General features: G+C 48.2%; 5 protein-coding genes. 1 reads left to right on the top strand and 4 read right to left on the bottom strand.

Annotated features, from left to right (window positions below; translation table 11 throughout):
* Nucleotides 1-387: 387 nt before the first annotated feature.
* The 4 genes from NC980_RS14560 to NC980_RS14545 form a co-directional block, all read right to left on the bottom strand.
* On the bottom strand, nt 388-726 hold the full coding sequence (locus tag NC980_RS14560; protein ID WP_242027185.1) for a transposase family protein: 339 nt from the start codon (nt 724-726) through the stop codon (nt 388-390).
* A 161-nt stretch (nt 727-887) separates the two neighbouring features.
* A complete protein-coding gene (locus NC980_RS14555) occupies nt 888-1,943 on the bottom strand; it encodes an NHL repeat-containing protein (RefSeq protein WP_190379255.1) in 1,056 nt (351 codons plus the stop codon).
* 365 nt (nt 1,944-2,308) lie between these two features.
* Nucleotides 2,309-15,658 (bottom strand): Ig-like domain-containing protein, encoded by a 13,350-nt coding sequence (locus NC980_RS14550; protein WP_242027191.1) that lies wholly within the window; start codon nt 15,656-15,658, stop codon nt 2,309-2,311.
* 1,439 nt (nt 15,659-17,097) lie between these two features.
* Entirely contained in the window at nt 17,098-19,671 is a 2,574-nt protein-coding gene (locus tag NC980_RS14545) for a DUF4347 domain-containing protein (RefSeq protein WP_242027184.1), read from the bottom strand.
* A 577-nt stretch (nt 19,672-20,248) separates the two neighbouring features.
* On the opposite strand from NC980_RS14545, the gene NC980_RS14540 reads away from it, so the two are divergent.
* On the top strand, nt 20,249-20,998 hold the full coding sequence (locus NC980_RS14540) for a hypothetical protein (RefSeq protein WP_190379253.1): 750 nt from the start codon (nt 20,249-20,251) through the stop codon (nt 20,996-20,998).
* The last annotated feature ends 3 nt before the right edge of the window (nt 20,999-21,001 follow it).

Raw genomic sequence — 21,001 nt, 5'->3', positions numbered from 1 at the left:
TTTTTACTCTTTACCTGTTCTAGTTCTCCCCATTTCTGATATCAATAGAGACGCATTTTCTAATATCCTGAAGGACTTGATATTTCCTTGTCATTTGAGATTTAGCAAGAGTCACGATCGCTTAAACACCAGCAAGTACAAATCAGAAAATAGGATTTCGTTTATGGGAATTGGCAGGCTGAAGCAGGGATAGAATTGTCACAAAATTCTTCGCCATCGCTAAGTTTGTCTGTGAAAAATACGGCTAAAAATACTTGTTGGCACTGCCCCACGAAGTACTCACTTCTTCTAAAACTTTCTGTCCTAGGGTTTGCAGTGCCGATCACTTTGGCAAACTCACCTGCAATGCCGCAATCTAAGCCATCGGCTCCGCCTAAAGTGAGTCAATCAGCAACACCAAAGCCAAGCGCGATAACTGAACCGAAAAAGATAGAGGAATCGACATGCCATCAGTAACGATTCAACCCGTTGAATCAATCGGCAGACTGCCGACTCGCTTAACCCCCAGCTACTGCCAGCATAAAACTGTGTTCGGTATTCGCGCCAATACTCCAGCACCACCAGAAGTTGGTCTTCGACGCTCAGTTTTGCTTGTCCCCCGCGTTTTCTCCGCCGGTCAAGGTCGGGACGCAACACTTCAACCATCTGAGTAACCGTTTCAGGAGATACGCTGCATCGGCGCTTGAACGCACTTGGCTTTAGATGTTTTAGCTGTTCATAGGTCATCAGTTTGTCCTCCTTGACCTACTTCTACTACCCTCTCACTGATTCACGCAAGAGGTCTGTTCTAATTTGCCTTGACCCGTTGTGTAGATACGCTCGTGTTTGAATAAAAAGCTAAATAGGCCCTCTCAGTTAGGAGGCAGCTGTCTTGTAGCTATCTCAGGTTACTTTCGCTTTTGCAATCGCTTGATGATGCAGCGAATACTAGCTGGCAACAGCGCCCAAAGCGGCGAAAAACCAAACGGTACAGGAGTAATCGGTTCTAAAGATCCAGCGAAACGGGTGATAACAGGGGTGTTTTCATTAAAACTTGCAACCAAAAGATTGTTACTACGATCAATTGCCAGTGCAGAGGGGGCAGTGAGTCCACTAAGTCTCTGACGCTCGACACCAGTGCTGTCATAACGAACTACAACGTCGCCAGCGCTATCTGCCACCAAAATATCACCACTGCTATCGATCGCGATACTATTTGGGAGCAAACCCACCGTAAGCGCTTGTAATAGGGTACCTGTGTTGCTATATTTTAGTATTTTGCTGGTATCAATATCGCCGATAAAAACATTGCCGCTGCTGTCAACCGCAATGCCAAATGGGCTACTCAAGCCCGATGTTGTATTAGCAAATATTCCAAGCGAGGTACCATTGCTACTGTACTTCCTTACATCTTTTGTAACATCGCTAGTATTCGTGACAAAAACATTTCCACTGCTATCCACCGCAATACCAAAGGGATTAGCCAAGTCCAATGAGGTAAACACTGCTGACGTAGTACCATCGCTACTATATTTCAGTACCTTATTGTTGGTTGTGTCCGCAACCAAGACGCTTCCATCGTTGGAGATCGCGATACCAGCGAAGCTTGCACCTGATCCAAATGTCGCTGATGGAGTGCCGTTGCTAGTATATTTTGATATAGTAGCGGTATCAAAATTCGAGACAAAGACATTGCCACTGCTATCGACTGCTATTCCCGTTGGAAGCCCCAATCCCGTATTAGTAAATGGTGTTCCAGTAGAGTTATAGGACAATGCCATTGCAGTCTGTAAAAAAGCAATATTCATGACTGCGGCACCCGCGACCGGCAAAGCGGCACTCCGAAGCATTGTGATCGCTTGAACTTTCCACGTTTCCTTGCGCTTCGGCTCTTGCAGAATTGTCTTATGCGTTAATTGTACTTTTGGCACGATCGGGGCGGTTTCATTCACACTGATACTCATACTTCCTCACGGGTAAAAAATGTGTCTTGGGGCTTGGTGCTATTAAAGCAGGAACGCTAGTGTTTGGCTCAGCATTTTTCAGAACAGAATATGTACTGAGTTTCTTGCATTGCTATTTTTTATTCCTCCACCTTTAAGGTTCCCGGCTTCGGGGCTTTGAAACACAACTTATAAGCGGTGAGATTTAGAAGGCAATTGTGAGACTTAGAAGGTTTCTCGAATGAGAGAGCGCTAGCGGGAAGGGTAGAGAAACGCGATCGAAAATTCAGGTGGCAATAGCCTAAGCGGCAATAATTTTTGAGCGAAAGGGACTGGTGGAAAGAGGCAGCCCCTATTCGCTATCGCTTCATTACAGCTCAACAGGATTACTTGTTTTCTAAGTATTTCAAGGTGCCATCCTGCTGACCAAAGATCGCGTCCGAATCCCCGTCCTTATCTATATCTGCAAAGATAATTGCACTAGTTGAACCGATGCCACTGATATTGGCGAAGGGATTCGCACCTGACTCATAGCTAAAGCTACCATTGGTATTCCGGTAGTAGGCAGCGCCAACTTTGTCGTCACCCACAAACATATCTAGATCTCCATCTTTATCAAGGTCTGCAAAATCATAGCGAGTGTTAACACCAATACTCATTCCATTGAATGGGTTTGCCGTTCCGGTAACTTGCGTAAAGCTGCCATTGGTATTGCGATAGAACGCGATCGAGCCTGTTGTGCTAGACGAGCTACTTGCATTGGTGATGAATGCATCTAAATCGCCATCTCCATCAATGTCTGCGAATGTAGGAGCATTAGTGGTGAAGGTTAAACCAGGGAACAAGGTAGTATTCGTGTTCAGAGTAAAGACACCGTTGGTATTTTGGTAGTATCCGATCCCCCCTTTAGTTCCGCTAATAAAAGCATCTAAATCACCATCACGATCAATATCCGCAAAAGAGATACTGCTGTTATTACCCCAAGTGATTCCATTAAAGGGATTAGCAGTTCCAGTAACTTGGGTGAAGCTTCCATTGGTGTTGCGATAGTAGCGAATCGTTCCATCAGATGATCCCACAAAAGCATCTAAATCGCCATCTTTATCAATGTCTGCAAAAGCAGGAGTTGCTTTGTCACCAACATCTAACCCGGTGAAGGGATTCGCTGTACCAGTACGCTCTCTAAAGGTTAATCCAGTGATTGACAGAGAGACAGTTGCCGTACTGGTACCACCTTTACCATCGCTAATGGTGTAGGTGAAACTATCACTACCTGTTGCCCCCGACTGCAAGGACGAGAACTTGCCATTAGGATTGTAGGTAAAGGTGCCATTACTATTTATGGTCAATTTTGCACCAGAACCGAGCGTGATTGTAGAACCAGAGGAGATTGCGGCTCCATTCACCTGAGTGATGCTGAAGGTATCTGTATCCATATCATAGTCATTGCTCAGTACGCTGATTGTAGTCGTGGTGTCTTCATCAGTAGTTGCGCTATCGGCAACAGTAACAGGAGCATCGTTGACTCCAGTAATCGTCAAGCTGACGGTCGCAGTGCTGATACCTCCTCTGCCATCGCTAATCGAGTAGGTGAAGCTATCCGTTGCCGACTTTCCGCTTCCCAGATACTCGAACTTACCGTTCGGGCTGTATGTAAAGGTCTTGTTGGCATTCAATGTCACCTTTGCTCCAGAGGTGAGAGAAATTGAAGAGCCAGCGGTCATGGAAGTGCCATTCACTTTCGTGATGCTTAGCGTATCGGCAACATTCGCATCAGAATCATTGCTTAATGTACTAAAGGTAATCGCGGTATCCTCATTCGTTGTTGTGCTGTCAGCCGAGGCAACAGGTGCCGTGTTGACGTTCTCGAAGTAATTGAAATTACCATCGAATTCACCGATGAAGGCATCTAAATCGCCATCGCCATTAATATCAGCAAACGCGATCGTTGCATTTTGTCCTACGTCTACCCCATTAAACGGATTGCTACTTGATGGAGCAAAGTTGCCGTTTGTGTTGCTGTAGTAGCCAATAATACCAGCCGATTTCCCAATAAAAGCATCTAAGTCGCCATCTAGGTCAACGTCAGCAAAGGATATGCTAGTGTCATCACCAAAATCTACCCCATTAAAGGGATTGGCACTTCCAGTCACTTGAGCAAAGCTGCCATTGGTATTGCGATAGAACTTAATTGTGCCGTCAATGCTTCCTGCGAAGGCGTCTAAGTCACCATCATTATCGATATCGATAAAGCTGGGTGCAATAGTGTCAGAAATGTTATTGAAGGGATTCTTAGCACCAGTGACTAGAGAAAATTTACCATTGTTGTTTTGGTAGTAATTGATACCGAGCTTAGCATCACCAACGAAGGCATCTAAATCGCCGTCCTTGTCAATATCTGCAAAGGAAATCGAGGCACCGGACACCCCATTCAAGGGATTAGAAGTTCCAGTGACTTGGGTAAAGCTACCATTCGTATTCTGATAGTAGCGGATACCCTCAGATGCTGCCATAAACGCATCCAGATCGCCATCTTTATCGAGATCTGCAAATGTTATGTTGCTGTTATAGCCGACATCGACACCGTTGAATGGATTGCTACTTCCTGTCCGTTCGAAGAAGCTGCCACCTTTAATTGTGATCGTAGCAGTGGCAGTGCTGCTTCCTCCTTTACCATCGACAATCGTATAGGTGAAGCTGTCGGTCGCTGTATCACCCATGTTGAGTGCAGCAAATTTACCATTGGGGTTATAAGTAAAAGTGCGGTTGGTATGGTAAGTAAGCTTTGCGCCGGAAGTCAGCGTAATCGTTGAACCAGGAACCATAACCTTGCCATTAATCCGACTGATACTAATCGTGTCACCCGTATCAATATCAAAATCATTGCTCAAGATGCTGAATGTAGTCGAAATGTCTTCATTGGTCGTCACACTATCTGCATTTGCAGTAGGTGCATCATTCTCTCCGGTAATCGTGAGATTAATAGTTGCGGTACTGACTCCCCCTTTGCTGTCACTAATAGTGTAGGTGAAGCTATCGGTACCTGTTGCACTCTTGCCCAAATACTCGAATTTGCCGTTTGGATCATAGGTGAGCGTACCGTTGGCATTCAGCGTAACCTTAGCTTTAGAGTCAATCAAGACACTAGAACCAGCACTCAGTGTGACGCCGTTTATCTTTGTGACGCTAAGGGTATCTCCTACATCAATATCCGAGTCGTTACCTAGGACTGCGAAGGTCACTGTCGAGTTTTCGGTGGTGGTCACGCTGTCAGCTTTGGCTGTAGGAGCATCATTAACCCCAGTAATTGTGAGATTAATGGTTGCAATACTGGTGCCTCCTTTGCCGTCACTGATGGTGTATTGAAAGCTGTCGGTGGCTGTCTTCCCAATTCCTAGATATTCGAACTTACCGTTCGGATTGTAGCTGAAGGTGCCGTCCGCATTGAAAGTCACCTTCGCGCCAGACGCCAGCGTTAGGATCGAGCCAGCACTCACAGCGGTACCATTGGCATGGGTGATACTCAGTGTGTCTCCAATATCAGTATCAAAGTCATTGCTGAGCGCCGAGATCGTCAATGTCGTCGCTTCATCTGTGGTCAGACTATCGTCTACGCCGGTGGGCGCATCGTTAATCCCAGCGATCGTCACGGTGACCGTTGCGGTGTCCGTTCCGCCAGAGGAATTGGTTACACCGTAGGTAAAGGTATCGGTTGCGGTCTTGCCCACTCCAACGAATTCAAATTTGCCATTGGGATTATAGGTGAAGCTGTTGTTGGCATTGAAGGTGACTAATGCACCAGAAGTCAGGGTCACTGTTTGGCCTGCCGTGACGCTGGTGCCGCCAATTTCTGAAATTGCGATCGCGTTCGCAGGATAAAAGTCGACATCATTGCCCAAGACAGTAAACGTAGTCGAGGTTGCTTCAGTCGTCGTGGCGCTGTCGTTTCCAGCAACCGGCGTGATTTTCACCGTTTCAATATTGCTGTAAGCGATCGTGCCTAAACCTGTACCCGTAATCGTTCGGTTCGTTTGATCCCATGTGCCGCCCGTACGGGTGGGTTTCACAATCAGGGTATCGCTACCGCTTCCACCATTAATAGAAATGTCTATCGTTGAATTGAGGCTGTCAGAACTGCTGTAGAGCGTAATGATGTTGTTGCTGCTATCGCCGGTGATGTTGACAGTTCCACTTGTTCTACCCAAAACATCGACGCTCAGATCCCCAAGGGTTTGCAAATATACATTCTGAGTCGTATTCAACTTGACTTCTGTATCATCCGCGAAGTCGACTGCGTTCGTAGGGGTTCCTACAGATGGGGCAGTTAGTGTCAGGAAGTCACTTTGGAGATTGGCATCAGCATTATTGTTGGCATCGATAATGCCCCCTGTCGAAGACAGACTGAGAATATTTCCAGCATAGACTTCACTGATATTGAGGTTGCCGCTATTTGCGACATAGATATCTGTCTTCGCACGAGCGGTCAAGTTAGCGCCAAGAGAACCGATTTCTACAATGCCGCGCATCGTTGCGGTTGAGGAGTTATCGTTCCATTGGCGATTACTGCCAAAGTTCATGGAGACATAATCCTCATTATTGGAATTATTCGGTTCACCTGCTGCCCAGTTACGATAGGTTGTAGTTTCACCATTTGCCCAAGCAAAAGTGCCTTCCGTCACCTTGTCAGTCAAGCCAATCCAGAAGCTTTCTGTTGAGCCGAATGTCGACTTCAACCATGCTTCTTCGGTTGCATCATTGATTGTGATTAAGTTGCCGCCTAGACTCTGAGCGTAGGTTTGAGCCGTTTCCCAGGTGGCCGAGCTACTCAGAAGATAGAGCTTGCCATTGTAGTAGTAAGCGTTATCTTTGAGGTCGATCGTAATTGGAGTGGTGCTAGTCCCTATGCTGGCACTTCCGGCCTCTAGAACCAGATCACCTCCGCTGGTAACGTTGACTGCTCCTGACGCAGCCACGTTGACAATGCCTTTAGCAGCCTTAATCCGCACTTCGCTGCCCGCTTTAACCTGATCGAGGTTAATGTCTTGCTCAGACCCTAGGAAGACATTGCCGCCAGCCGTGAGGTTAATTTCCCCAGTCGTATTGATGTCTACATCTTGCTTGAGGCTGATGGAAACCTTGGCGATCGAGGTGCCCGATTTGCTCAGATCACTAATCTTGTTGCCCGATGCATCATAGTAGGTGATATCATCGCGCTCTGCATAGCTGAGCGCAAGACGTTGAGCTTCGGTCAGATCGGTCGCCCAGTTTTTAATACTGCTCCAGTTATCGATCACGACTGTACCTTCAGCGCGACCAACACCACCGCTCGTTGTGATCGTGATGTCGCCACCGGCTGTGATATTTGGATCCTCGACCATGTACTGCGTATCTGTTACGGAACCAAACAATCCGGCGGCAACCGTATTTTTCAGTTGATCCAGGCTCCACTTGCTGCCTTGACTAAGGCTGCCTTGCTGACTAGTGCTGACGTTATACTTCGACTCGATTAACGTGGGGCTGTAAGTGCTGACGGTGGTCAGGTTCTTGCCGGTGAAGTCACTGTCCTTAAACAGGTCAGTAATGACAGTAGATATGTAAGCATCATTGCCGGTTAGGGTCACACTACCGCCACTGAACAACTGATGGAGGGTGTGATGCTGTGCGGTTTTCTCTGCTGCCATCGCAGCGATCGCGCTATCAGTGTAGCCGAGCGTACGCAGTTGGGCTTTCGCAGTATCACTGTAACTGTAAGAGAAGTTGGCGTTGTAGTCGTCAGCGGTATAGACTATTTGACCTGCTGCATTCACGCTGGATTTGACGTTGCGATAGTTCCAGTAGGTATCATAAAGCTGCTCTGCCTGTTGCTTGAAGCTGGCGATCGCCTTAGAACTACGATCGGTCGTCAAACCAACTTGCGACCAGAGACTTTCGAGCTGGGCTTGGGAGTAAGGATCGAGCGTTTCTGACAGGTTGTTGTCAATCAGTCCACCCTTGGTCACATTGAGGGTAATATTGCTTCCCGCCTTAGCGCTGACGAGATAAAGATCGCCATCCGTTTCCTCCAGGTAGATATCATCCGCGGCATCTAGCGTGAGACCAGAGACGCCATCGGCGGTACTGAGCGTCGCGTTAGTTTTAATACCAGAATTCACGCGAAGTGACCGAGTGGAGGAGCCGATCGAGCCACTCTCAGAAGTCAGATCGATCGCGTAACCCTTAATATCATAAGTGCCCGCACCTGCGCTCAGCAGTGAGCCTTCTGTAGACAGTGTGACTTTACCGGATGAAGAATAACTTTCACCAGAAATCGTCACATCGCCTGCAGTATCAGTAATGGATACATCCCCAGTTGCCGTAAATTGCAACTGATTCACGTCAGTCTTCAAACCCTCTAATTTGCTGCCGGAGAGCACTAGGCTATTGCTGGTAATCGTGCCTGCCGTGGACAGGTTGCCAATGTAACCAGAAGTGGATTTGAGAGTCGTGGTGCCACCCTCGTTGGTGACTGAATCTAAAATCAGAATGTTCGAGGTAGAGGTCACACTGATCGAACCCGTGTCATAGCCAACGAAGGTCACGGCGATTGGAGAATCAGCCTTGTAGCTGTGAGTATTGATTGTCTTCTGACCTTTCTGATAGGTATCGCGGCGATAGTAGGTAGTTGACTTAAAGACCCACCAGCCGCTTGTAGTTTTCCAGGTATCCTGATCCACGAGTTGACTGTTGCTCGTGGTCACTACTTCGCGGCTGTAGTTGTATAGATTGCTGCTGGTGCCGGTTTCAACATAAGTTCCTTCTAACAGCGGCGTTTCATCCAGCAGTGTAGTATGCGACTCGATCTCTGTTCCAGGATCTTTTGCGAGTTCATCAATTCCCCAGACATTCGATTTGGCATAAGTTTTTACTGTTTCAGTGAGGCTAGATTGCCCGGTCACCCAGGTATAACGTTGGTTTGCAAGGGGGCTGTAGCTGGCGCTACGGGAATTGGAAGTCGTGGTCGTCTTGCCGCCAGATATTGAGGTGTCAGTTATCGTGACATTATTGCCAACATGGGTATAGGTTGTGACGAGAGCTTCGCCATCTGCTCCCGTTCGAGCAGTATCAATAATTTTGAGTTTTCCTTCGATGCCGCTGCCACCCGTGTCAATGCTGTTGAGCGCAATATCAAAGCTCGTGTTGTTGACGATGTTGATCCGCCCAAAGCCATCCATCACTTTCAGGTTGCCGTCGCCTGTACTGAGGATATGCCCAGTCAACTGCATGTAACCGCCTTCGATCGAGACATTGTCTAATTCAATGCGGTTTGTTTCAGCGTTGTATTTGGCATCAATGCCAGTGCCGTCTGTATCGGTAGACAGAGTGAGGTACTTGGTGGAGGGCGTTCCACCAAACATTCTGGCGAGATCATAGCTGAATTTGAAACCAAAAATCGTAGAGTTGAGTGTGTCGCTGAGGGTAAGACTACGATCGGGCATTCCGCTCTGGATCACACCGTTGATGTTGAGATAGCGAGCATTAATAAAGACGTTATTGCTTGCGGTAATACTGCTGGCACTGCTGGGATCTACAGAGGAGCTCCCAGTGGTTGCACTACCAGTTTCATAAGTGCTGGCGGTACCGGATAATTGGCTACGCGGATCGCCACCTACATGTAGGAAGCCCAGATCATCTGTGAGGCTAAGACTCTGAGTGCCGCTCCCTACACTGGTCAGATCGATTGCCTTATTCGCGGAGGCATCGGTTTCAGTGGAGGCAAGCTTGATTGTGTTGCTATCAACAACGATCGCGAAGTAGCTACGAGCATTTATCAATCCACCAATGCTTGTACCACCGCCGTTTTGATAGAACACTTGCTCGCCTGTCTTCAATCCATGGCTAGCGATCGTGATTGTATTGTTGGAGACGTTGACTTTACTAGAGGGATTGAATTCAAACACCGTGCCATTGTCGCTTAAGACAAAGTCGCTGCCAGAGTTAATATCAATAGTTTTTGCATTGAGGCTACCCGTGACGACAATGCTTCCTTCATCGTTCGTCAACCTGACCGTGCCTTTGAAGTTGGACACAGACCCAAGAACTTCCAAATCAGGAGCCGCTGGTGTACTCACGCCCAGAGCAGTAAACTGGCTCTTCTGCACGGCAAAGGTCGGATCGTAAGTATTTTCTACACTAATCAGGGCTTCATCGCTACTGGCTGATGTCGTGATTTGGCTGAAATTAGCGGTATTGCCGCTTGTATTCCGGCTATTGATCGTCGCATTACTCGTGACCGAAGCAGTATTGAAGAGAATTCGTCCCCCTGCAATTTCTGGGATATTGAGATCGTTAACCCGCAAGTAGTAGGGGCTACCATTTGTAATAAGAATTTTGGCATCGCCAGGCGAATTCAACAGGCCGCTACCCTTGAGGTAGTCGCCTGTAACGCGGATATCGCCCACCTTCACCGTAATATCTGGTACATCAATATACGTAACCTGCGTTACAGATCCCAGTTCTGCCAGTTTGATTTCCCAATATTCAATCTCGGAGGTGTAGGAGGCAACGGTACTGACGTCACCAGCGTAAGCGGCTTTCAGCTCTTTAAGTTGCAGAATCCGTTGACTAATGGTGTTGTAAACATTCTCGACGCTAAGAGTGACAGTGCCAATGCCATCAGTCTGCTGCGTGATATTGATCGGGTAGACGCTGACACCATTCACGGTTGTTTTTGAGTTCAGGTTCAAGCTTTCATCGATCGTCAGCGTTTCCTGGTTCTCAATACTGACCTCGACCGTGCCATTGACCGTAACACCCGTTGTACGCTTGATATTGTCAACTGTGCGTTTAATGTCTGCAACCGATGCACCTGACAAGTTTCCGACAAGCTCTTCGTAACCGTCTTGGCTCTTCAGGACTCCTACCGCTTCGACATCGCCTTCTGTCGTGAGCAGATTGGTGTCATTGACCGTCAAGATCTGGGCACCTGCGTCGATCGTAATTGTGTTCTCTAAAGTGACAGAAGCATCCGATGACCCAGCACTACTAATTGGAGCAGCCGTGTAATTCCAGACATTGGAGCGGGCATTGATGTTGATTACGTTAGTGTCCCCATCAGCATTCTGCCCTGCCAAAAGATTGACATCTTTCTCAGAGCGCAGATACGCTCCATTCTTGAGTTGAATCTGGTTTTTAGTATTCGTGGTTGCCGTTGAATAGGCAGAAGGAACGCCAGCCACTCCATAACTAGAAGCGCTGGCAGTGACATCAAACTCAACCTCTGCTCGCGTTGAAAGGGTAATCTCACCATCGCTATACAGGTTGGCATCCTGGATTGTGATCACCGCTTCGTTGGTCTTTTGCTCTACCTTCGAGTTTGATCGGGCAACCGAGACGACGCCACCGCTATCGAGCAGCGTATCGTCCCAAGCATAGACTGTATTCAGCGCGTTTAAGGTAATATCGCCTGTGGTGGAAATCGTGGTGTCAAAGTTATTGCTGGTCGAGCTGTCGCCGATCGTAATCGTCGTCGAGTTATTAATCGTCGTTGTGCTCGATGCAGCGGGTGCATCAATGACACCTCCCGATGCTGACTCCGCGGTTTCGTCAACCAGCTCTGGCTTGAGAATGGTCTGAATTGCATTCACGGTCAAGCTGGCAGCGTTGATCACTAAATTCTGAACGGTATTGTCCGGATCAACGCCAATCGTGACGCTTGCGGTGGAATTCACTGTGTTCTCAGTGTAAGCGCCGCTCCCACCAACCACCGAAGCATTTACACTGTTGGCTTTGCTGTTGAATTTCGTGGTTTGGTCAGCCAGAATGTCGATCGCGTTACTGATCTTGATTTCTACATTGCCGCTCGTGGTATCTCCATCCTCAATGCGAACCTTAGCGGTACTTGCACTGTCCGTCGAACCTGTCGCTGCCTGCCCAGAAATCACACCGCCACCACCCGCGATCGCGTTTGCGTAGTTGTAATCGTTACCGATCGCCTGAATCTTCAAATCCTTAGCCGTGACATTGACTCCATTGTCCAAATAGGCTTGTGTCGTCAGGCTTGACTCAGCACTAGCAATATTGTTGCCCAGTGCTAATGCCCCAGCATTGTAGCCATCTGCTTCTGCTGTCTGCTGGCTGTCGGCATCTGTTTTAATCGAAGCAGTATTGGTAATCGTTAAGTTACTATACTTACCAACATAGGCGCTGACCTGTCCTGAATTGGTGGCAGTACTTTCGCTAGCGTTGAGTGAACCAAATACTGCGCCTCCCGATCCTGTTGCCTTGGCATAGGCAGCATCTCCGCTAGTTGGTAGACTTTGTTGCGCGAGGAGAGTCAAATTACTCGCACTAATTGTACTGCCATTGCCAATGTAAGCGTCGATCTGAGGTGTCACTTCAGCGGTTGCAGCAGAATAGCCCACCTGTAAGAGTCCGGATACACTCAAGCCGAAAGCAGTCGCATCCACATCGGGTTGCGCGGTAGCGGTGATGTTGAGATTGCCTGTGAGGGTGACTGTCGTTGAATCTCCAATGTAGGCTTGTACGGTGGAATCAAACGTTGCATCCGCACTATTACCTGATCCAGAAGCCCACACGCCTCCCGCAAGCGACATCACGCCAGCATCAACCTTGCCGTCACCAGTACTGCTGATATTGAGATTCGTCGCAGTAATCTGCGCTCCAGTAACATGGGCTTTCGTTGTGCTTTGGGTCTTGGAGTCTGCAACGGCCGCTCCGATCGCAACTACGCCTGCGCCCGTGCCATAGGCATCAGTTGTGACGTCATCAGTACTATCAGCCGTGACATTAATAGTTTTCGCCTTCACGCTACTGCCAGAGCCAATTCGAGCTTCGACTGTAGACTTCACGGTTGCGGTCGCTTCTGCGCCTGCCCCAGCTCCACCTATGCTTGCAGCCACCGAAGTCGCAACCGCCAGGGCATCGATATCGGGTGACGAGGTCGCTGTGAGACTGAGATTGCCATTGGTAGAAGAGACTTTTGCATTGTCGATGTAGGCTTGAACTGTATTGTTTACAGTTGTATCAGTGATAGATACACCAACTGATGCACCGACCATGCTTGCAACTAGCGCACCGCTGCCAATAGTCGGATCAAGATTGGAGGCATCGTTGGCTGTTAGAGTAATTGCGTCTGCTGCTTGTACGTTGTAGCTATTGGTCGACGTATTTACGTTGCGGATAAAGGCCGCTATATCACTCGTTGTAGTCGTCGTAACGCTAGCGCCAGCGCCGCTGAAGCTGGCACTGGTTGGCGCAACTCCTGCGGAGAGCGACGCAGCAACGGCAGTATTTTGCGTCATGGTCAGCTTAGACTGCGCTGTCAGGGCAATATCATCTCCTGCGCTAATGCTCGTGCTGTCGGTTGAATTTTGACCAATGAACGACTGAACCGTGTTGTCGATCGTATTGGTCATTGTTACAGCCCCGATTGCCAAGCTAAAGGCTGCACCTGTACTCCCAGAGATGGCAATGCTTCCACCGATGGCGACGCTTTCAATAGTGCTATCGTCGATCGCGCTGAAATTGAGATCACCACCATTATTTGCATCCGTCTTGGTGGTGATTGTACTGCCGTTTTGGATGTAAGACTGAATAGTGTTCCGCAGGGTATTCGTTACCCCTGTCCCGGCTCCCGCACCACTCAAGGATGCTCCACCGCTAGCTGCAACGGAAACGGCCCCTGCGATACCTTTGGTATCAATTAGAGCGCTAGACGAAGCGGAGAGATTCAAATCGCCTGCAGTGACTGTTCCTTTATCGACAAAGGCTTTGACCGTATTGTTGATCTCGTTATTGGCGATCGCAACTCCGATAGATACAGCACCAGATCCATCTCCACTCACACCGATTGCGAGGCTAGCCGCTCCAGCATCAGCCGTAATCTCACTATCATCAGTCGCAGTCAGAGTAACCGTTTCGACAGTCGTGACTTTTCCACCGTTTTGAATCCCTGCTGCGATCGTCGCCTTAATTGTATTCTCAATGCCAGTTCCAGATCCTGCAAGGCTGATATTTCCGCCTCCTGTAGAGCCGGAAACGGCGGCTGCTCCACTGAAAGCTAAGCCATCAATCGTGGCAGTAGAGCTCGCAGTTAGTCCGACATTGCCAGCAGCATTGATAGTTGCATTGTCAACGAGAGCTTGAATTGTGTGGCCGCGCTCTAACCCAATCTTATTGGTGGCGATAGAAGCGCCGATCGACAATGATGCGCTCGAACCATTGCCCAGTGTTCCTGCGATCACTACGCCACCGGCATCTGCGGTAATCAGGCTGCCGTCTGTTGCCTTCACTGTGACTGCCGCGTTATTAGACGTTGTGATTGTTGCAGTGTTCTTCACTTGGGCGGAGATTTTATTGTCGATGCTATTGGTCGTGCCCGCACCCGCGCCACTGATGCTCAGACTGCCTAAATAGCCAGACGATCCAGCAGCCGAACCCCCAATACTCAGCGCATCGATTTCTGCCGTCGACTGTGCCGTGATATCAACTGCGCCGGTCGAGTTCAGAGTGGACTGATCAACGTAAGCGCTGATCGTGTTCTGAATATCGTTATTGGCGATCGCCACACCAACAGAACCAGATGCACTCGCCGAACTGCGGCTAAAGGCAATCGAGTATCCCCCGCTATCGGCAGTGATAGTGCTGTTATCGGTAGCAGTAATTGAAATCGTTCCACTGTTAGACGTTGTAATAGTGCTGCTATTTGTAACGTAAGCACTGATGGTATTCTCAATGTCATTATCTGCACCCGCCCCAGCACCAGAAAAGCTGAAAGCCATTAGAGAAGCATTGGAGCTGACGGAGGCTGCTCCCCCCAGAGCAAAGGCATCGATTGTTCCTGTCGATGTCGCTGTTACGGCAACGTTTCCAGCAGCAGTGAGTGTAGATTTATCAACATAGGCACTCACAGTATTCGTGACATCGTTAACAGATACGCCTACCCCTGCACTTAGGGAGGCCGCATTTGATTCAGGCTTGAATGCGATCGCCAACGCAACTCCGCCAGCATCAGCATGCAAGGTGGAACTATCCGTAGCACTGACGGTAATCGCACCTGCGATCGTCGTTGTGGAATTGGCAATATAAGCTTTGGTGGTATTGGTAATTTCGTTGATGGTGACTGCGCCAGCGATGCCTGTATTCAGATCAGAATTCGCTGCTCCCGATCCACCTGCGACAACAGCATAAATTTCACTCGTGTTGGTGGCAGTGACGGTAAAAGTCTTGGGATTTGTAAGTGTTGTGTTTTCCAGGTAGGCATTGGTAGTCTGACTGACGATATTTTGACCGTAGGAGCCTGCTAAGCCCAATGAGCTTGTGGATTTATAGTTATTTCCAATCGTCAGGGCAACCGAGCCACCGATCGCCATGATTTCACTATCATTGTTAGCCGTGACGCTGACAGTCGATTGATTCGTCGTCGTGACTTTGACATCCCGCAAATACGCCTCGGTGGTGTCTGTAACTTCGTTAAATGCTACGTCTCCGGAGATGCCTACTCCATAGCTTGTGGAACCTGTAGTCGTGCCATCTGAATGGTTGGTGACATCACCACCTGTGGAAACTGCCGAGGCTAGAGAGAAAGAACCAATATACCCATCATTCTTCGCATTGACTTTGACATTGCCACTGCTACTAATTGATGTGGCTTGATCAGTTTCACCAGAACCACTTAAATTACCGATTACAGCACGGGTATTACGATCAATCGTATTGAACCCAACTGTGACTCCCATACCGATACTGTCACTGACGGAAATTCCGCCCATGATATTGATGACATCGCTGGTGTCCTCGGCGCTTACGACTAAACTTGCGGTTGAACCACTCACGAGGTTGTCTCCAACCACCAGAGTCACCCCGTCATCAATTTGTGCAGTGGTTGTATTATCGACAAAGACCCAAGTGCCTGCGCCATTAAAGCCAAACTTGTCAGCCTTACCGCCAGAAGCCGCAATATCAATGCTCATCGTCTTGCTATCAGCATTCACCTTTAGGCTATCGGCATACAATGTCACTCCATCCTCAATTCGAGCGGAGACATCGTTTATGTAGTCCAGCACCAATACTGTTCCACCTACTGCGTTACTCGCGCTTGCGCCAGCTCCACCAATACTAAAGTGTGCAGACGAAGTTTTGCCGTTCCAGGATACTCCAGGTAGAGCAATGTTACCGCCAAAGTGAACAGATTCATTAATACTATTAGATTCAACCATCACGGTTTGCTGATCTGATCGCAGCGTCGTGTCTTGGTTGATTTTGGCGTTTTGATCGATATAGGCTTTGCTTGTATGATCCAAGGATAGAGCAGTCACGGCACCGGCTGCTGCCAATTTGCTCTCGGCACTGGCTGTTGCTTGGCTCCAGGAATCAAATACGTAGTTATCTAAACCCAAGTTATTGTTAAGATAACCCGATAAATTATTGACGAACGTACCCGCCTTGGTATACCAGTCTCCAGTCCCAGTAAAAGGTTCGACGAGGTTAACGCCCCACTCAGCGCTATAGTTATTCAGCGTGTTAGCCGTTACCGATAAGCTCTTATAAGCGTTAACGGTTGCCGAACTGCCAATATAAGCAGTAACGTTATTGGTGTAGTCTCCGATCGCAACACCTGCCGAACCCGCAAAGCTGCTAGAGGATGTGCTACCTGAAGAACCGCTAGAGGAGCTGGATGAACTGCCGCCGGATGAACTGCTGCCGGAGTCATCTAGCATCGAACTCGCTGTGACATTAGGCCGATATTCAGCCGTAGCATCGACAGTGATGCTACCCGATTTAGCCGTGACGTTTGCTGCCGCAGTCTCACCAGGTTTGTAAGTATCTCCAATGCGAGCCGTGACATTGTTCGTGTCATCGATATAAGCGAAAGCAGCCCCAATCTGAAAGCTGGGGGTCTTTCCTTTCGTCTTACTGCTAGCCTGAGAGGACTCTGATGATCCCAAGGAGGCAATTGCACTCCAAAGCCCTGCTCCAACGCTGCTCTGAATTCCAGAGAACACATCACCCTTGAGCTCACTGACACCCGCAACAGCACTCACCCCACTCCCACCTGTCAAGCTACTGCCACCTGTGAGGATACTTTGAACATCCTCATTCTTCTGGCTTGCTTCGACAGTAATACTGCCTCCAGCCGTGACCTGACCATCCATCAATGCATTTGTGCTGCCATCCTCTAATGAAACAGCAGCAGCAACCGCAAGTGTTCCATTCGAACTAGTACTTGATTTAGCGCTGGTGTAGTTACGATCGATCGTTTTCGCTGTGACACTGACATTTCCGCCTGCTGAGATCGAAGCTTGGTCGGTAATTTGTGCGGTGGAGTTACTGTAGAGTTCGGTAATTGCTGCGGAGGCTGCCGAATTGGCACGGCATTTGAACTGTCCCACTTGGAGGTACTGGATTGAGCACTAACCGTGTTATCAGTCAGTGTAGAAATAGAAACGTTACTGGTGGCGGTGATCTTTCCTGCAAATGTCACTTTCGCAGTGGAATCCGCTTTAGCGTAGGCAGCACCCAAAATGTAAGAGAAAAGAGGCTGAATGATTGCCTCGGTGGTCGCGCTCGCAGACATACTGACATCAGCACCGGTAATTTGCGTGGAGTAATCTGCTGTAATCGTTGCGGTGGATTTGGAAACCGCTCCACCTCCCACCAGAGAATAGTTGTCTAAAAAGCTAACTGCCCAGCCTGCGACCGAACTACTATCATCAAATGTTTGAGCATAATCCGCAGTGGCAGAGAAAGTAACATTGTTTCCCTTCAGGATTACTTTATTGAGATCGATCGTCGCGTTGCTGGTGTCCGTCGGATCGAGTGTCGTGAGCGCAGTCTCGCTGACGTTAATCTTGATGTCGCCTGCTTTGTAAGTACTTCCGGTCTCGACTTGAGAGTACAGTCCGGTGTAAAGTGCACTGTCTTTTGATCCGATCGTAATTTGTTCACCTATTAAGGAGATCGCACCAGAATTGCCTGTAGAAGTTGCTGTGGAGTGATCTGCTCCGGAGGTTTTACGGGTTGAAAGATTGTTGCCAGCCTTCACAGTTAACGTGTTCGCCTCAATACTGAGATTGCCGCCCTGTGTATAGACACTTGCGTTTATCGTAGCTGTATCGTTTCCACTATCCCCACTAATGGTGACAGCTCCACCTGCCGTAGGGATCGTGTTGTTAACGTTAAACGTATCGTTTCCGTCACCTCCGTTAAGACTGACAGCTCCACCTGCCGTAGAGATCGTGTTGTTAACGTTAAACGTATCGTTTCCGTCGCCTCCGTTAAGACTGACAGCTCCACCTGCTGTAGAGATCGTGTTGTTAACGTTAAACGTATCGTTTCCGCCGCCTCCACTAAGACTGAAAGAACCAGCCTTTGTATCGACAGCTTGGTTGAGCGTGATCGTGTCACCATCATCGCCAGCATTGATCGTAAAGGTTCCACCTTGGGTGCTGATTGCAGCATTAACCGTAATGGTATCTCCCCCATTACCACTATTGATGCTAAAACTTGCGCCCTTCGTATCGACAGCTTGATTGAAGGTAATCGTGTCACCATCATCGCCAGTCTCGATCGACAGGGTTCCGCCTTGGGTGTTAACTACGGTGTCAAACGTAATGGTATCCGACCCCATCCCTGTATTAATGCTGATATTGACAGCGTTCAAGAAGCTGCTGAAATCTGGAGAGAAGGTGATCGTGTCATCACTATTTCCTGTATTAATCTCAAAAGATGTGATGGTGCTGAGCGCTACACTGACGCTATAGGTATTAATGATTTTGATATCAGATCCGGAGATCCCAATCGAATATGAATCTTGGTCATTGTCTGTGACGATGAGATTGCTACCACTGATCGAAACCGTGAGCTGGTTCTTCTCAACTCCTGTCTCACCGGTCGTCGAATACACAAATTTGCCATTGGTGAGAGAAGCGGTTGCCAGAATGTGCTGATAGTCAATATTGAATAGGACGCTTGTGTTGATCGTCCCTGCACCAAATTCTAGAATCCAGTCTCCACCCAGTGCTGCATTCCCGGTCAAATCATCCGATGCGGCAACATCTGCCCCGGTTAGCTGGCTGATTTGCGTGATAACTGCTTGCCCTTGCTCTCCTGCTGCCACATCACAGCCATAAATCAAAATATCAGCATCGTCGGTCAGGCTAGTTTTCCAGGCTTGTAAGCTGTCGCGATAGCGATCGAGCGTTTCCCCACTCAGGTCAGCATTACCTAATCGCAGCGAACCTGAATCGCCGTGAGAAATGATATGGATCGCAGAAATTCCCTGCCGTTGGGCTAGAGCCTCAGTGATCTGCTCAACACCATCCTGTGCTGCATTTAAATAGATGATTTGATTAGAAGAAATTCCGGCGAGGAGGCTGGCTGCATCCTCTACCGTGCTATCGACAAAGAATAGCTCCTGATCCCAATTTGTGTAGGGCGCAACACTGTTTGGTGTGCTGGTTGTCGCGTTTGACCAGGGAACGATCGGAAAAGAACGGTCTGCATTCTGACGAATGATGTCACTGCTTCCCGTTCTCAGTTCAGCTTCAAGTCCTTGTGTTGTGTCTGATGGAGTCTCAAATTCGCCGCTGAAGAGACTAGACTGCTGAGAAGTTGAGAGGGAGAACGCATGAGGAATGTTTGCCCACGGCGACTGATTTGTAAGTCCTGTTTGCAGTTCGACTGGTGAAGTTGTTAGTTGCTTGAAAGACTTAGCATCAGAAAAAGACGCGCGGTTAAAATCGGAACTCATCGTTCAATCCCCTGAGAAAAAAGACTGCGAAGTTATGAAAGTGAATCAACAGGGCAACACAATTTAGAGCCAGCAGTAATAGGCAAAAGCTCGCGGAATTGAAGCTTCTGCCTATTTGACAAGGGCGATCTGTTGAGTCTTGGTCTTGTACAGAAGGACTCTATAAATCAGAGCGTTCAATGTCTACAACGGCTCTAGCACATTAAGCAGCGCTGTTACGATCGGGTTTTACTGTGGAGCAGGTCGCTAGACTTTGCGATCTCAACACGCTTATAAATTCAGTATTATCTACCTATAATGAGGTAAATTGATCACTTGCGTGAAGGTAGAAATACTGAAATCCTGAAAAATATTAGCTTACGAAATATTAAGAAGTGCACAGCAAAATAGCTGACAAAAACTCATATTGATCTCATACAAATTCACGTTTCTGACTCCGGTAAGTTGCCTATATTTCAATGACGCTTAGCATTCACCGTTTATACTCATCTTTTTTCATTTCAGAGCGAAGACAATCGGAATCTTCATAAATGATAGGGGCATGATAAAAACATCAAAAATTTTGAGGACAGTCTGAATGGATACAGCCTTAGTATTGGAGAAGTCTTCTGAGCAATCCCTAGAGCAAGCCGCACCCCAACTCACTTCAGAAAACTCAATCGATATCCAGGAGCTTTCGATTGTGATCGTCGCCAATGAACTAAGCGCGGCACTGCTCAATCCAGAATTCTTTGTTTTTAGCGGCATTGTTCCTCGCGAGTGGCAACTGGCTCGAAATTCCGTAACTTCTCAGCAAGTCACACAACTGGTCTTTCAAAATGGGATTAGCCTTCTGGTTGAACCTGGCAAAATCTCATTCTCCGAATCCATCAACGGCAAAGCTCAGGAAGACATCGCGATCGCCAGAATGGCAGCGAAATTTGTTGAAACGATGCCCAAGGTTGATTATCAAGCGATCGGTATCAATCCCAAACGAATCGTGACCTTCCAAGATCAAGCGGATGGTGCTCGGAAGTATTTGCTAGAAACGCTGCTCTCTCCGGGCGAATGGCAGCAGTTTGGACGTGAACCAATGCAAGCTTCACTTAATTTGTCTTACCTGCTCGACGACTGCCGCTTCCAACTCAGCATTCATCCAACTCAATTGCGGTTGTCCGACGACTCGCAAATTTCAGGACTGCTCTTTTCTGGCAATTTCCACTATGAGTTATCGGTTGTTGAAATTGATGATCGCTCAAAGCTAATCGCTCAAGCACTTTCCAACTGGTACGGGCTGCTTGAAGCTTACCGATCGCTGCTGAAAACTAAGTTTCAGATAACAGTATAAACA

The sequence above is a fragment of the Leptolyngbya sp. AS-A5 genome (genome assembly GCF_039962495.1).
In the GTDB taxonomy this organism is placed as follows: Bacteria; Cyanobacteriota; Cyanobacteriia; order Leptolyngbyales; family Leptolyngbyaceae; genus Leptolyngbya.
The sequence above is the reverse complement of the archived record's forward strand: the minus strand, read 5'-3'. Positions and strand labels throughout refer to the sequence as shown.

Bases quoted from the DNA above. Each gene is read 5' to 3' on its own strand.
- NC980_RS14560 (WP_242027185.1), bottom strand. From the start codon at position 726: ATGACCTATGAACAGCTAAAACATCTAAAGCCAAGTGCGTTCAAGCGC.
- NC980_RS14545 (WP_242027184.1), bottom strand. From the start codon at position 19,671: ATGAGTTCCGATTTTAACCGCGCGTCTTTTTCTGATGCTAAGTCTTTC.
- NC980_RS14540 (WP_190379253.1), top strand. From the start codon at position 20,249: ATGGATACAGCCTTAGTATTGGAGAAGTCTTCTGAGCAATCCCTAGAG.
- NC980_RS14550 (WP_242027191.1), bottom strand. From the start codon at position 15,658: ATGGGAGTCACAGTTGGGTTCAATACGATTGATCGTAATACCCGTGCT.
- NC980_RS14555 (WP_190379255.1), bottom strand. From the start codon at position 1,943: ATGAGTATCAGTGTGAATGAAACCGCCCCGATCGTGCCAAAAGTACAA.